The 14,945-nt window shown below is 54.5% G+C and carries 12 protein-coding genes; 10 read left to right on the plus strand and 2 right to left on the minus strand.

The genetic code is table 11. From position 1 onward, the window contains the following. Window positions 1-14 precede the first annotated feature (14 nt). From KO216_RS03295 to smpB, 6 genes are all read left to right on the plus strand, one after another. On the plus strand, window positions 15-494 hold the full coding sequence (locus tag KO216_RS03295; protein WP_215522899.1) for a CinA family protein: 480 nt from the start codon (window positions 15-17) through the stop codon (window positions 492-494). A 41-nt stretch (window positions 495-535) separates the two neighbouring features. Beyond that, a complete protein-coding gene (prfB, locus tag KO216_RS03300) occupies window positions 536-1,657 on the plus strand; it encodes a peptide chain release factor 2 (RefSeq protein WP_215522900.1) in 1,122 nt (373 codons plus the stop codon). A 108-nt stretch (window positions 1,658-1,765) separates the two neighbouring features. After that, the gene (gene ftsE, locus KO216_RS03305) at window positions 1,766-2,458 is read left to right on the plus strand and encodes a cell division ATP-binding protein FtsE (RefSeq protein WP_215522901.1); all 693 of its coding nucleotides are present in this window, start codon (window positions 1,766-1,768) and stop codon (window positions 2,456-2,458) included. An 8-nt stretch (window positions 2,459-2,466) separates the two neighbouring features. Next, the gene (ftsX, locus tag KO216_RS03310) at window positions 2,467-3,381 is read left to right on the plus strand and encodes a permease-like cell division protein FtsX (protein WP_215522902.1); all 915 of its coding nucleotides are present in this window, start codon (window positions 2,467-2,469) and stop codon (window positions 3,379-3,381) included. 2 nt (window positions 3,382-3,383) lie between these two features. Beyond that, window positions 3,384-4,709 (plus strand): M23 family metallopeptidase, encoded by a 1,326-nt coding sequence (locus KO216_RS03315; protein ID WP_215522903.1) that lies wholly within the window; start codon window positions 3,384-3,386, stop codon window positions 4,707-4,709. Window positions 4,710-4,734: 25 nt separating this feature from the next. Then, window positions 4,735-5,250 carry an SsrA-binding protein SmpB gene (smpB, locus tag KO216_RS03320; RefSeq protein ID WP_215522904.1) on the plus strand — a complete coding sequence of 172 codons (516 nt, stop codon included), beginning with the start codon at window positions 4,735-4,737 and terminating at the stop codon, window positions 5,248-5,250. Window positions 5,251-5,403: 153 nt separating this feature from the next. On the opposite strand, the gene KO216_RS03325 is transcribed toward smpB, so the two are convergent. Next, entirely contained in the window at window positions 5,404-5,652 is a 249-nt protein-coding gene (locus KO216_RS03325) for a WhiB family transcriptional regulator (RefSeq protein WP_215522905.1), read from the minus strand. A gap of 184 nt (window positions 5,653-5,836) precedes the next feature. Then, a complete protein-coding gene (locus KO216_RS03330) occupies window positions 5,837-9,091 on the minus strand; it encodes a type VII secretion EssC family protein (RefSeq protein ID WP_215522906.1) in 3,255 nt (1,084 codons plus the stop codon). Window positions 9,092-9,205: 114 nt separating this feature from the next. Between KO216_RS03330 and ligA the strand changes: the two genes are divergently transcribed. The 4 genes from ligA (at window position 9,206) to gatA (ending at window position 14,936) form a co-directional block, all read left to right on the plus strand. Beyond that, window positions 9,206-11,791, plus strand: a complete 2,586-nt coding sequence (ligA, locus tag KO216_RS03335) for an NAD-dependent DNA ligase LigA (protein ID WP_215522907.1) — start codon at window positions 9,206-9,208, stop codon at window positions 11,789-11,791. A gap of 45 nt (window positions 11,792-11,836) precedes the next feature. Then, window positions 11,837-13,078, plus strand: a complete 1,242-nt coding sequence (locus tag KO216_RS03340) for a phospholipase D-like domain-containing protein (protein WP_215522908.1) — start codon at window positions 11,837-11,839, stop codon at window positions 13,076-13,078. A gap of 65 nt (window positions 13,079-13,143) precedes the next feature. Beyond that, window positions 13,144-13,440 carry an Asp-tRNA(Asn)/Glu-tRNA(Gln) amidotransferase subunit GatC gene (gene gatC / locus KO216_RS03345; RefSeq protein ID WP_215522909.1) on the plus strand — a complete coding sequence of 99 codons (297 nt, stop codon included), beginning with the start codon at window positions 13,144-13,146 and terminating at the stop codon, window positions 13,438-13,440. Window positions 13,441-13,442: 2 nt separating this feature from the next. Then, the gene (gene gatA, locus KO216_RS03350; RefSeq protein WP_215522910.1) at window positions 13,443-14,936 is read left to right on the plus strand and encodes an Asp-tRNA(Asn)/Glu-tRNA(Gln) amidotransferase subunit GatA; all 1,494 of its coding nucleotides are present in this window, start codon (window positions 13,443-13,445) and stop codon (window positions 14,934-14,936) included. Window positions 14,937-14,945 lie beyond the last annotated feature (9 nt).

Consider the following 14,945-nt stretch of genomic DNA (forward strand, 5'->3'; position numbering starts at 1 on the left):
GCCATGATGGAAGTATGAATCAAGAACTAGATGCGCTGGCGCGCCGCCTACAAGAAATTCTCCGTGAAAACAGCTATACGATTGCCTGTGCGGAATCCTTAACCGCCGGGCTGGTCTGCGCTACTCTCTGCGATATTGCGGGCGCCTCTGAGGTGGTAGCCGGGGGAGTCACCACCTACCAGACTCGCACTAAGAGCGAAGTGTTAGGGGTTTCGCGTTCCCGCTTACAGGAAACCGGAGCGGTAGATCCGGTGGTAGCGGAACAGATGGCACAAGGAGCCGCGAAATTATTTTCCGCCGACGTCGCCCTCGCTACTACCGGGGTGGCCGGCCCCGGCAGTCAAGATGGGCATAGCGCCGGTACCGTGTTTATCTCGGTAACTACCCCTGCCGGAGGCGCAACCACGGAACTGTCGCTATCCGGGGATCGTAACCAGATTCGCCTGCAAACGGTGGCGGCAGTGCTAGAACTGGCTATTGGGGCTTTAAGCTAAGCGCTTATTTATGCTGGGGATTCCTCAGGTAACCTAGAAGCGTGGCATACGATTACGAAGAGCAACTCGGCAAGGCGCAAACTACCCTAGAGAAGATTCGGGCGGTTACGGATCCCGAAAAGTTAGGTGCTCAAATAAAAGAGCTTGAAAAAGCCAGTGTAGATCCTAACCTGTGGGATGATCCCGAGCATGCTCAGCAAGTAACTTCGCAGCTTTCGCATCTAAAATCTCGGCTCGACCAGGTTGAACGCTTGGATCAAAGTGTTGAGGACGCCCAAACCCTAAAAGCTATGGCGGGGGAAGAGTTGGGTAGCGACCGGGAAGAAGTATTAAGTGAACTGCGCTCTCTGCTAGAGAAATTAAATAAAGAATTAGCCGACCTAGAAGTGCAAACCCTGCTTTCCGGTGAATATGATGAGCGCCGCGCAGTGGTCAGCATTCGCTCCGGAGTAGGCGGAGTTGACGCCGCCGATTTTGCGGAAATGCTGCTGCGGATGTATCTACGCTGGGCAGAACGCCACGGCTACCCCACTCAGGTTATGGATACCTCCTATGCGGAAGAAGCGGGGATAAAATCAGCTACTTTCCAGGTAGACGCGCCCTACGCCTATGGCACTTTATCGGTAGAGGCAGGCACCCACCGTTTGGTACGGCAAAGTCCTTTCGATAACCAGGCCCGGCGGCAAACTTCCTTTGCCGCGGTGGAAGTGATTCCCCTGATTGAATCCGATGACCATATTGAGATTCCGGAATCAGATTTGCGGATCGATGTGTTTCGCTCATCTGGTCCGGGTGGACAGTCGGTAAATACTACCGACTCGGCGGTGCGGATGACCCATATTCCCACTGGAATCGTGGTCAGTATGCAAAACGAGAAATCCCAGATTCAAAACCGGGCAGCGGCGCTTAGGGTGCTGCAGTCCCGATTATTGCAGTTGCGACACGAGGAAGAACAGGCGAAGAAAAAGGAACTCGCCGGAGAAGTAAAAGCCTCCTGGGGGGACCAAATGCGTTCCTATGTGCTGCACCCTTATAAGATGGTGAAAGATTTACGCACTTTAGAGGAATCCTCACAGGTAGACGCAGTTCTGGATGGAGATATTGATGCTTTCTTGGATGCGGGGATTCGCTGGCGAAAAGCTCAGGAAGAAAGTGAGAACTAGCACGTCAAGGCACTAAGCCCCCCTTAATCGGCGTGTGAGCGCAAATGGCAAGCCCCTAGGCGCTAAGTTGGTCAGTGCCGGAAGCTTCCAACACATAGTAGGGGATGCATGATTACTTTTGACGACGTGTCGATGGTGTACAAGCGGGGAGCCCGCCCTGCTCTAGACCATGTGAGCACCAATATCGAACGGGGAGAGTTTGTGTTCCTGGTGGGTAAATCAGGTTCCGGGAAATCAACTTTCCTGACCATGATTTATCGGGAGAATCGTCCTACCCATGGAAAAGTGACGGTACTAGGTAAGGACGTGGGCAGGCTGTCCCGCTGGAAGGTACCAAAGCTGCGGCGCCAGATTGGGACTGTGTTCCAAGACTTCCGCTTACTTGACAACAAATCGGTGCAGGCGAATGTGGCCTTGGCGATGCAGGTGATTGGGCGGCCGCGTCATGCTATAAAAACCGAAGTGCCTCAGGTGTTATCACTGGTGGGGTTGGAAGGCAAAGAAAAACGGATGCCCTATGAACTATCTGGTGGTGAGCAACAGCGAGTCGCGATTGCCCGCGCGATGGTCAATCGGCCTGAGATATTGCTAGCCGATGAGCCCACCGGAAACCTAGATCCTAAAACTTCTCTAGGAATTATGCGGCTGCTGGACCGGATTAATCGCGCCGGTACCACCGTGGTGATGGCAACTCACGATGATGAAATCGTTGACCAGCTGCGCAAACGAGTAATCGAGTTGGTAGATGGGAAAGTAGTGCGCGACCAGGATCGCGGCGTGTACGGATCGAGTCGTAGCTAGGAGAAAAAATGCGTTTGCGGTTTATTCTCGGCCGAGTATTTTCCGGTCTGGGACACAATATGGCGATGACCATTTCGGTGGTGCTGGTAACTTTCATTTCCCTGCTGTTTGTAGGGGTGGGCGGCCTGGCGCAAATGCAGGTGGCCGCGATGCAAAAGGAATGGTACGCCAAGGTCGAAGTGAGCGTATATATGTGCGCTCAGGATGACCAAGTAGCGAACTGTAATGGTCAGGCGGCTACTAAGCGGCAGATTCAAGATGTCAAAGACGAATTAGATCGGGGTACCCTGTCCCAATACGTTGACCATTACGAGTTCCAAAATCACCACCAGGTGTACGCGGATTTCCAAAAGCAATATGGCGACACCACTTTGGGGGAGGCCACTAAACCCGAGATGTTGCCGCAAGCCTTCCGGATAAAAATGAAAGACCCCTCTCAGTACGAGATCGTTTCTGCCCAGTTATCGGGGCAACCTGGGGTAGAACAGGTACAGGATCAGTCGCAGCTAGTAAAACCGTTAATGAATCTTTTCAGTCAATCGATGCGGATTTCCTGGGGACTGGCTGGGGTAATGGCGATTGCGGCCATCCTGCTGATTGTCACTACTATTCGGCTTTCCGCCATGTCGCGGCAGAAAGAAACCGAGATTATGCGGATGGAGGGGGCTTCCGGGCTGTTTATCCAGCTGCCCTTTATGATTGAGGGCGCCCTCTGTGCCCTTGTCGGTGCGCTGCTGGCCTGCGGAGCCTTATTCGCGGGGGTGAAATACCTGGTGCAGGGATGGCTGCAAAAAACTATTCCCTTTATCCAGTTCGTGAACCTGCGGGAGGTGGCGATTCTTTCCGGAATGATTGTCGCTGCTGCCTTGATTATTTCGATCGTTGCTTCCATTGCTTCTCTAGCTAAATACGCGAAGGTGTAACCATGTTTTTTAGGAATCGCTTTGGAAAAGTAGCCGGCACCGCCCTGTTGACGGGGGCGCTAGTGTTCGCCGGTGCCGCCGGCACTACCATGGCTTCTGATCGCAGCGACCAGGTTAGTAAAGAAAAGGCAGCCTCCGATAAAGCAGCCAAGTTACGCTCTTCCTTGGAGGGAGTAAGCGCTGATTTAGCCAACTCGGTAATCGCCCTCGAAAATGCGAAAGACGCCCAAAAGAGCGCTCAGGGAGCCTATGATGAGGCCGTGCGGGTACAAGCTGGTGCAGCGCGGGAACAAGCCCAGGCGCAAGACCAGTTGGAAGTAGCCACTGCCCAGCTGAAACAGGTAGAAAAAGCCTTAGCGGCTTCGCAGGAAAGAGAGAGCGAAAACCTTAGCAATATCGGCAAGGTAGCACGCGAAACCTATACCAATCCTTCCTTGGGCGGTACTTTTGAGTTCTTTATTTCCGATAAGAATAGCGGTGATTTAAGCACCTACGCGCGCAATGCGCAGCTGGCTGCCCAGATGCAATCTGATTCCTTGAAATCGGTACAAAACCAGATTGTGGGACAAAAGAATTCCCAAGCGGAACAACGGGAATTAACCTCTCAGGTCAGGAAGTTAAAAGAACAGGCAGACGCGGCTCTGCAGGCTGCCGATGGTGCTAAGGCGGATAAAGAGACCAAACTTGAGGAGTTAAATCAAACTCTGGAAGAAAAGAAAAAGCAAGAAGCCGAACTAGATGCCAAGAAGGGCGAGATTTCTAAACAGCTAGCGGAAGCTGAAAAAGATCAGCAGGCGGCGCGTGAGCGAATTATGCAGATTGATGCCCAAAACCGCAGTTCTCAAGCTGCTAGTAGTTCCAGCAGTGCCAGTAGCGGCAGCGCCAGTAGCGGAAACGCGGGTAGCAGTAGCGCTGGCTATATGGCGGGAGGAATCTTCCAAGCTCCGATTAAAGGCCCCTTGCACCTAACGTCACCGTTCGGATACCGAATTCACCCGGTGACCGGACAGCGTCGTCTACATATGGGAGCTGATATTGCGGCTGGCTGCGGATTACCACAATACGCGGCGGCTAATGGCACGGTGGTTTCTACCCGCTATGAAGGCACTGGGGGAAACACGGTCACTATTAACCATGGGATGCTGGGAGGCAGTTCCTGGATCAGTGTTTACCGTCACATGACGCAGTTCGCTACCAGTCCCGGGGCGCAGGTTTCCAAGGGGCAACTCATCGGCTATACCGGGGCTACCGGCAGGGTTACCGGGTGCCACGTGCATTTCGAGCTCTGGAAGAATGGAACGGTAATAAATCCCATACCTTTGCCGTAGTTTTTTGCGATAGCGTAGGAACGCTATGAGTAAGAAAGATAAGAGTCGCGGCACCCAAGGTAAAAGTAATGCCGGGGTGCAGATGATTGCGCGCAATAAAAAGGCGCTGCATGACTTTTTTATCGAAGATACCTATGAGGCCGGGTTGGTGCTTACCGGCACCGAAGTTAAGTCTTTGCGCATGGGCAGGGCTTCTTTAAGAGAGTCCTGGGTAGAGATTGATCGCGGGGAAGCCTGGCTGCAGCACGCCCACATCCCCATGTACATTAACGGTACCTGGTCGAACCATGCCCCGCTACGTAAACGTAAGCTGTTGCTGCACCGTCGGGAAATCGACAAACTCGCAGCTGATTCCGCGGCGAAAGGCTACACCATCATGCCTTTAGAACTGTATTTTTCCGGTGGGCGGGTAAAAGTAAAAATTGCGCTTGCCCGCGGCAAACAAGAGTGGGATAAGCGCCAGACCCTACGTGAGCAGCAAGATAAACGCGAAGCTCAAAGGGCGATGAAAAATTGGAATCGGCGCTCGCCCCTTAGCTAGGGTGCAGGATACTTTGGTAACCCGATAACCAGGGAAAGAAGCTTAGCTATTTTCCGTGGCACCGCGGGCAAAGCCGAGAAGACATACAAATAACTCTCTGTTACTCGCTTCCGGGAACGGGCAACAGAGAGTTATTAGTTTTGGTCTTTTAGCTTAGAAGGTGCGGCGGGCACGAGCCTTCCGGCGGCGCATGCTGCGACGCTCATCTTCGTTTTTACCGCCCCACACTCCGGCGTCCTGGTTGTTGTCGAGGGCCCACGCCAGGCAAATCGACTCTACCTCGCAGCGGGCGCACACCATTTTTGCGCGCTCAGCTTGGGCAATAGCCGGACCGGTGTTTCCGATTGGGAAGAAGAGCTCGGGGTCTTCTTCTAGGCAGGCAGCGCGTGAACGCCAATCCATCTGCGTCTCCTTTGCAGGTTAACAATAAGTATCGTGTTTGCGGGTAACTGCCCGCACAGAACGCTGTCTTGGCGGGCAGCTCCTTTGCTACTTACTATTTTTTTAGTTAACGGCAGATAAATCAAGGGTTTTAACAGATCAGAGTTGAGTTTTCGCGTGCAACGTGTCACAAAAGAAGAAAATTTTAGCAAGGTTTAGCAAAAATAGCCATTTGGATGGCTAAACCTTTACCATCTTTGACCAGCATTCCTCGTCCGGGAATTAACCCTACCTGGTCGGGGAGCGCCTGGTAATCAACGCCTTTCAAGAAAGGACGACACTGGGAAGCACTACCTAGAACTATCAAAATCGCTCGCTGTCGCAGTTCCGCCAGAGGACCGGAAAAAGTTGTCTGCAGCACCTGGGGACTGACGCTGGCAAGCACCATTGACGATTCTGTGCTATCTCTTCCTGGCTCTAGGTTGGAAGCTACATCCGGCATCGATATATCAAAGGACAGCTCCGGATCCGCAGTTAGCTGGCTCCAGCGGGAATCGTGGGAGCTTAAGTCCTCCAGCACTTGATGCTGAGGCATAAAGGCGTTAAGTAACTGGACGGCATTGGTTTTCCCGGTGCCGCTTTCCCCGATAACTAACCAATCGCGCTGTAAATCGGATTCCTCCAGGCCTATTGCTCCCGTTAACCCCTGGGCAAAAATGCTTGCCAGCTTGCCAGACTTTAGGGGAGGTGGAAGCGAAAAACAAGAGGGGAGGGCGCGAAGACGAAGATTAGGAAGCTTCACAAATTTTTCTGGGCAGGGGGCAGGCGCCTCGGCTGCCCGGAAGGGAGTAGCTTTCCCACCAGGAGAAAACACAAAAACTCCTGCTCCGCTAATCTGTTCCAAAGCTTGTGGGCTGAAACCGGCCTGCGCTGCCTGGATACTATCGCGGATCCCTCCTACTACCTGGGTTTTTAACCCCTGGAAAATACGCGAAGACGCCCCGGCGGGCCCGGACACTATCAGCAGGGAAATCCCTAGAGCTTCACTTTGTCGACACAGCCCCGCTAGCAGATCACTACCGGAGAGCGGGCCATAGGCGCGTTCTAAAGCATCGAGCCAGTCTTCACAGTCATCAATAATCAGGGTTCCACTTAACCGACCGCTGCTGGCGCGTTTTAGCACCTCGAAGCTCACTTGTGGGCTCCTGGCGATAGTCCCTGGCCAGGTTTTTTCATGATGAGCCTGAAAAGAAGGGCCGAAAAACTGGCGGGCAGAACGGCAAATAACGTGGACTTCCCGGGCGCTATTGGCCAGCTGTAGCGCTAACATTAAAGCTAAGGAGGTTCTACCAGACCCCACTGAACCTACTAGGTGCACAGAAAATGGTAACGGCAGGGTCAAAGGTGCGGTTTTCTGGCGACGCGGATAATCACCTAACCCCAAAACAACTTTTCCCGCTCCTGCTGGCAACTGCGATAACCCGATTCGGGCAGGGAGCGGCGGAGCCCAAGGAAAATGCGGCAGGCAGGTAGGCTTCCAAGCCGCTCGACACCATTTGGCAATCCGTTCTGCCTGACTTACCTGCGGAATCCAAGCAAATTGCACCAGTTTTCCGCTGGCGTCGAGGGCTGATTTTATCCAGGCACGGCCAGGAATAGCCGGCAGCTCTGCGCAACGCCCATCGCCTACCACATCGCAAGAATCGGCTGCTTCCAACACTCGCAAACAAATCCGCAGCGCCATATTCGACTTGATCTGTCCATCAACTATGCCCGCAGGGCGTTGAGTAGCCAAAATTAGATGAATCCCCAGCGAGCGTCCCAAAGTTGCCAATCGAATCAAAGAATCAAGCAAATCCGGGTGATCGGTCGCCAGCACCCGGAATTCATCCACCACCACTACAATTCGGGGATGCGGCAGGTTTTTGTGCTGCTCCCGGTACTTGATCTCGGCGTTAAGCGACAAGATGGCTCGCCTGGTGAGCGCCGGTTCCAGGTCAGTTAAAATCCCCAGCACATGCGGCAGAGCTTGCAATTTGCTAAAAGCATCCCCGCCCTTATAGTCCACCAGCACATATTGCAGTTTGCTGGGTGGATGAGATAGCGCCATAGAAAGCAGCCAGGTAGTCAGCGCCGCCGATTTTCCGGCTCCCGTGGTTCCTGCCAGTAGGGCGTGCGGCCCGTCCTTGATTAAATCCAGATAGCTGATTCCGTGGGCGTCCCGTGCCACCGGAGCTCGCAGAGACTGAGACTGTTTCCAGTTCGCAGCAATACTTACTAAAGGATTGCCAGCTTCCATGAATTTTGGCCATAGCTGCTCAAAAGTAACTTCATCAGCTAGTTGCGCCTGCCTGGAGGTTTTTCCGGAGTCAGCAAGGAGGTGGCACCAGGCCAAGGAGGGTAAATCCGCGTGGCGAGTAGCGCGCCTATGGGACGGGACTTGCACAATCCGATTCGCCCACACCGCCGCCTCGCCGGGGGTGTCTGCCCAGGTGATGCAAATATCGTTCCCGTTTGCTTGCGGTTTTTTCGAGGGGGAAACCACGATTACTCTCGGAGATTGCTGGTTGCTTTCCGAAGCACTAAAGTCTTGGGAACTCCCCGAAACGAAAAGGTCCTCCTTAAGGTTCTGATCTTTAGCTTTATCGGCATCATCAACAAGATGGTCGCTGTCGACGGTTAAATCGGTCGGATGCAGCTGCAAATCTAGGTGATAGCGGGAGCTCTCCTGCCACGCCAGTTGTGCCGCCCACCATAGGGCACGCTCGCGGGCATAGATACCGGTAAAGCAAAGTTTATCTCCCGGGAGGGCGCGCACTACTTTATGGGGGCTAATCCAGGCTGCAACCTCCCGGGATGCGGGTTCGGTGGCTGCTAGGGATGCAGCGGAACGTTTTGGCTGGCTGGCTACCAGTAATAGTTGTGCAGGAGTCACCGGGCGGGGGCGGCGATACAGCCAGATACCCACAGCACCGGCAGCTAAGGCTACTATCAAAATCAGTCCCCAAATCCGGGGAATCCGCAGCAGCGAAGCAAGAGAAATAGGTAAGAAAATCAGCATTGGCAAGAACAGCCACTGTCTCCAAGAGGAAACTCCCGATCTTGGATGCGGGGAGGGCACGGTTAGGCGGTGAGGCCGGGGTGAAACCTTTAGAACAGTGTTACCTGCTCTAATACGTGAGGAAGTACCGATTTCTTGTTCAAATCGCAGCCGAGAAAAGACCGTGGCGGTTTTGCCGCGGAAACTGCCATTGCGAGAACCCAGATCCCTAACCCGCAGTCGGCCGTTCCTGGAGATAAAAAGTAGATGATCGCGCGACACCTCTCGATCGGCAAGTTGTTGGCGACCGATACTGCAATAGCTACCTTTCAGGGGCAGCACCAAGCCGGCAGCAGGGCCGCGCTCGACCTGCAAATGGCAGGGAGCTGCCAGGGCTTGCCGCACCGATTCCAAACTCACCTGGTTAACCTAGCCTTAAAGGCAGCGCGGTTGCGAAAGTTTCTGGTCACCTGTGGAAAACTTTTGCGGCGCGGATGCTTTTTCTTTTCTGAATAAAAAGGGGAAAATGAAGCCATGGCGAGCGAATACGAAGAGGCATTGGCACAGGCGCAAAAGCAGTGGGAAGACCTGGTTGCTCAGATTAACCAGGCGCGGGTTCTCTACTATGACCGCGATCGTCCCACGCTTTCTGATGCTGCCTATGACCAGTTGTTTCGCCAGCTAGAAGAACTGGAGGGACGTTTTCCGCAGCTAATAAACCCCGATTCGCCTACTCAAACTGTAGGGGGGAGCGCGCAAAAAACGTTTTCTGCGGTCACTCACCTGGAGCGGATGGCTTCTCTCGATGATGTGTTCGATACTGAAGAGGTCTCTAGCTGGTATCAGCGGATGGCGCAGGCAACCGGGGAAGAAAATCCGCAGGTGAGCGCGGAAGTAAAAATCGATGGTTTGGCGGTCAATCTTACTTACCGGAACGGGAACCTGGCCATCGGAGCCACTCGCGGGGACGGGAGCGTGGGTGAGGACGTGACTGCCAATATCCGCACTATCGCTAACATTCCCCAAAAACTAAGCGGAAAGGTCGTGCCCGAGCTTTGCGAGATCCGGGGGGAAATCTATTTTCCGCTGGCAGATTTTCACCGCTTAAATGAACAGCGAGCTGGCTGGTGGGAGGACTATAGCGAAGCTAAGAAAGCGGGGGAACTGCCTGCTTGGCGCGCGCAGCGACAAAAAGCGGGACTGCCCACCAAGGTGGAGCCCCCTTTCGTTAATCCCCGCAATGCTGCCGCCGGGTCGCTGCGGCAAAAAGATGCCCGGATAACTGCGGCTCGCCCGTTAGCGTTGATTGCCCATGGAATCGGGAAAGTGCAGTGGAAAGAGGCAGATTTAACTGCCGGTTTTACCCCGCCCACCACCCAATTGCAGTGGTATCACCAGCTTTCCGAGTGGGGGCTGCCAGTCAGCGAATATACCCGCCCGCTGCGGGGTTTGGATAAAATCCAGGAGTTTATTACCCATATCGGTAAAATCCGTCCCGAGATTAGCCACGAAATCGATGGGGTAGTGCTAAAGATTGAAGACCTGAAAACTCAGGGGGACCTCGGCTTTACTGCCCGCGCCCCCCGTTGGGCAGTCGCTTACAAGTTCCCGCCCCAAGAAGTCCACACCAAGCTGCTAGATATCCGGGTAGGGGTAGGGCGCACCGGCAGGATAACCCCCTACGGAGTAATGGAAAAAGTACTGGTAGATGGCTCGAATGTGGAGCGGGCAACCCTCCATAATCCCTTCGAGGTACGCCGCAAAGGCGTAAAAATCGGGGATACGGTGGTGCTGCGTAAAGCCGGGGATGTGATCCCCGAAATCGTCTGCCCGGTAGTGGATTTGCGGGACGGCAGCGAACAAGATTGGGAAATGCCGGGGCACTGTCCCTCCTGCGGGAGCGAGATTCGCCCTGAAAAAGAGGGGGACAAGGATCTACGCTGCCCCAATCAGAGACATTGCCCCGCACAGATCAAAGAACGTCTTATTTTCTTAGCTTCGCGCGGCGCCCTCGATATTGAAGGTCTGGGGGAGCAGTCCGCGGCGGCGCTCACTATGCCTGAGGCTGAGCGCGAACGGGTGGCGCTTGCCCTCACCCAAGGTGCAGCAGCAGCGGTAGCGGGCAAATATGTTTATTGTTCCGAAGCGGACCCGGCTGCTACCGAGCCATCGGAAGAGGCCAAGTCGCTGCTACCGGCGCCCGCTGCTCCCGCGCTCCCGCTAGAGGCCGGGGTATTCGATTTAGATGCTGGGCAGCTATTACAGGTAAGAATCTGGAACCAAAAACAGGTGACCAAGGGGGACCGGGAGACGCTTACAGCTCAGCTAGTGGCCGCCGGCAAAAATAAAAAAGAGGCAGCAGCCCTTAGCCGCAAGCTGCTGCAGAGTGGCCAAATCTGGGCTTATGCTGCCTATTTCGGATCTGGAGACCCGCAGGCCGCCACCTTGGGGGCACGCGGAAAACTCTTGTTGGAGGAATTAGAAAAAGCGAAAACCCAGCCGCTGTGGCGGATTTTAGTGGCGCTTTCAATTAGGCATCTCGGTCCGCAAGCCTCCCGGGCATTAGCGGCGCGGTTTGGTTCCCTGCAGGCGATAGCTAGCGCCAGTGAAAATGAGTTAACCAGCGTAGACGATATTGGCGCCGAAATTGCCTCCTCCATAAAGAGCTGGTTCGCGATTGATTGGCATCAAGAAATCGTAGCTGCCTGGGAAAAAGCGGGGGTAGTTATGCGCGAGGAGGGCGCCGCAAGCGGAGAGCAAACCCTTTCCGGGCTAAACGTGGTGGTTTCGGGACGGGTAGAGGGTTTTACCCGGGACGAGGCTAAAGAAGCGGTTATGCGGGCGGGTGGAAAATCGGCGTCCTCGGTATCGAAAAATACTGACCTTTTGGTTTACGGCGAAAAGGCGGGGTCTAAACTGACCAAAGCCCGCGAACTTGGGGTTGCCTGCCTGCCGCAAGAGTATTTTTCGCAGCTTATTGAGCAGGGACTGGAGGCTACGCTTGCCCAAGCCGGGCAAGGAGGCGGGCAAGCTCTGGAAACCCCGAACTCCTCCTCGTCGGTGAAAATCTCACCTTCTGGGGAAGAAGAATTTACGGAGAGTGCTGATAGCCTTTTCTAGCGTTTGTTCTGCGAAGCGCCTCGGCTACGCGCTAGAGTTGTTACCATGTTCCGGATCCCGAAGAAAACGATCCCGCCGCTGCTGCGAGGTTTGAAAATCGCAAGTGCGGTGATTGCAACGCTGCAGGCCATTACGATTTCGGTCATCGTGTCGATTGACCAGCTGCGTAAACTGCGGCAAACGGGTAAACCGGGTGGTTATCCTCAGGTTGATAATGAACCGCTACGCGTGGATCGTTCCCGTCTAAAAACCTATACGGATGGGGAAACTCTTTACCGCGATATGCTGGCGGCCATTGATGGCGCTAAAGAGCGGATATTTTTTGAAACTTTTATTTGGAAATCAGACGAAATTGGTCAGCAGTTCAAAGAGGCGCTGATTCGGGCAGCTAAGCGTGGCGCCGAGGTCTACATCATTTGGGATCACTTTGGTAACCTGGTCGTCAGTCCGCGTTTCTTCCGCTTTCCTCGCCTAAAAAACCTGCACGTCCTGCGGTATTCGCTGAAGCACACGGCGCGTGACCACCGTAAAATCATGGTAGTGGACTCCAAGGTGGGATTCGTAGGCGGATATAACATCGGCTCCTATTATCTGGAGAACCAGTGGCGAGATACCCACCTGCGGATCAGTGGCCCTAACGTGTGGGAGCTAGAGAGCGCGTTCCTCGACTTTTGGAACTATGCTCAAAAATGGCATTTACGGCTAAAGAAAGTGCGAGACCCGCGCGCCAAGTCTTGGAATTCAAAAATCCAAGCCTGCGTTAATGACCCGAAACGCCTGCTATTTCCGGTACGCGGAATGTACGTGAACGCCTTGGATAAAGCGCAAGAATCCGCCTATATAACTTCGGCGTATTTCGTTCCCGATCGGGTAATTCAGCGTTCCCTCATCGATGCTGCCCGCCGCGGGGTAGATGTAAAAGTACTGGTACCAGCAAAATCAAACCATATTATTGCGGACTGGATTTCCCGTTCCTATCTGACCGACCTGCTCGATAACCAGGTGGAACTGTGGCTGTACGACAATGTGATGATCCACGCCAAGACCGCAGTTATCGACGGATACTGGTCCACTATTGGCACTGCAAATATCGACCGGCTATCGATGACCGGGAACCACGAAATAAATATGTCAATTACTTCCCGCCCGTTAGCGGCAACTATGGAGAATATTTTCTTTACTGACCTTTTAAATGCCCGCTCGATTAGCCGCCACGAGTGGAATCAGCGTCCCTTTATCGCCCGGATAGCGGAACGACTTTTACGTCCCTTGGCCTTCTTCGTTTAGGCGGGACGCACCCGGGCTCCGGGGCGTAATATGACCGGGAGTGCCGCGGGCATTAGACTGGGGCTATGTCGACAATTGATAGGGATGAAGTAGTGCGCGTAGCCGCTTTGGCGCGGATCGCACTCACTGATGAAGAAATAGACCAGTTCGCGGGGGAGCTGGGGCAGATTGCGGCGGCGGTTGCCACCGTGTCCGAGGCTGTAGGTCCAGATACCAAAGCCACCTCCCACCCGATTGAAATGAGCAATGTGCTCCGCCCGGATGTGCCAGGAAAATGCCTTGACCGGGAGGAACTATTGGCCGGGGCGCCTTTGGCCGAGGATGGCCAGTTCCGGGTACCGCAAATCATTGGGGAGGAGTAACCGTGGAAGACTTTTTGAAACTTTCAGCGCTGCAGCTAGCAGAAAAGCTGCGTGGCGGAGAACTAACCTCCGAGCAGCTAACCCAGGCTTGCCTGGATCGGATTGAACAGTTAAACCCGGAGCTAAACGTATTTGTGCATCTAGATCCGGAGGGCGCCCTAGAAACTGCCCGCCGCGTGGATCAGGCTCGTAAGAACGGGGAAGAACTCCATCCCCTGGCAGGGCTGCCGATTGCCTTGAAAGACAATATGGTTACTCGCGGCCAGGAAACTACTTGTTCCTCGAAGATTTTGGCTGGTTGGAAGCCTCCCTATGATGCCACGGTAGTTGTAAAAATCAAGGATGCGGGGCTGCCGATTATCGGCAAAACCAATATGGACGAGTTCGCGATGGGATCTTCCACCGAACATTCTGCCTTCGGCCCCACCCACAACCCTTGGGATCCATCTCGGATTCCCGGTGGCTCCGGGGGCGGCTCAGCTGCGGCAGTCGCCTCCTTCATGGTTCCTTTAGCCTTAGGTTCCGACACCGGCGGCTCAATTCGCCAGCCCGGTTCGGTCACCGGCACCGTAGGCGCCAAACCCACCTATGGGGCGGTTTCCCGTTACGGTCTGGTAGCCATGGCCTCCTCCCTAGACCAGATTGGTCCGGTGACCCGTACGGTTGCGGATGCCGCCGCGCTACAAGAACTTGTGGGCGGGCATGACCCCTTTGACTCCACCTCTTTGGATGAGCCGGTTCCGGCTTTGCTAGAGGCGGTTAAGGAATACCAAGGTAAAACTGATCTATCCGGGCTGCGCCTAGGGGTAGTTAAACAAGCCGGTGGAGACGGCTACGAAGAGGACGTGACCCGCGCCTTTAACGACACGGTTGCGGCTTTGAAAGAGCGGGGAGCTACGGTTACTGAAATCGATATGCCTTCCTTTAAAGATGCCCTCGCCGCCTACTATTTGATTATGCCGGCGGAAGTTTCTTCTAATATGGCACGCTTTGACGGTATTCGTTTCGGAATCCGGGTGGAGCCGACCTCGGGGCCGGTGACTGCGGAAACCGTAATGGCTGCTACCCGGGAAGCCGGGTTCGGGGCGGAAGTGAAACGCCGGATTATTTTGGGTACTCACGTATTGTCTGCCGGATACTTTGACGCCTATTACGGCAGCGCCCAAAAGGTACGCACTTTGGTGCAAGAAGACTATGCCAAGGCGTTCTCGCAGGTAGATGCGTTGGTGCTGCCCACTTCGCCCACCGTAGCCTTCAAACTGGGGGAGAAGATTGGTGACCCCCTGACCATGTATAACTGCGATATTGCCACTATTCCTGCGAACCTAGCGGGGATCCCGGCGATTAGCGTGCCCATCGGGCTGGATCATCAGGGATTGCCGATTGGATTCCAGGTGATGGCACCCCAGCGCGCCGACGCCCTGATGTATCAGGTAGCCCAAGCTGCAGTTGATGCCTGCGGCACCGACGTTCCGGCTGCTTGCCCGGTGAAGTAGAGGAGAAGC

The organism is Varibaculum prostatecancerukia, from assembly GCF_943169825.2.
Lineage (GTDB): Bacteria > Actinomycetota > Actinomycetes > Actinomycetales > Actinomycetaceae > Varibaculum > Varibaculum prostatecancerukia.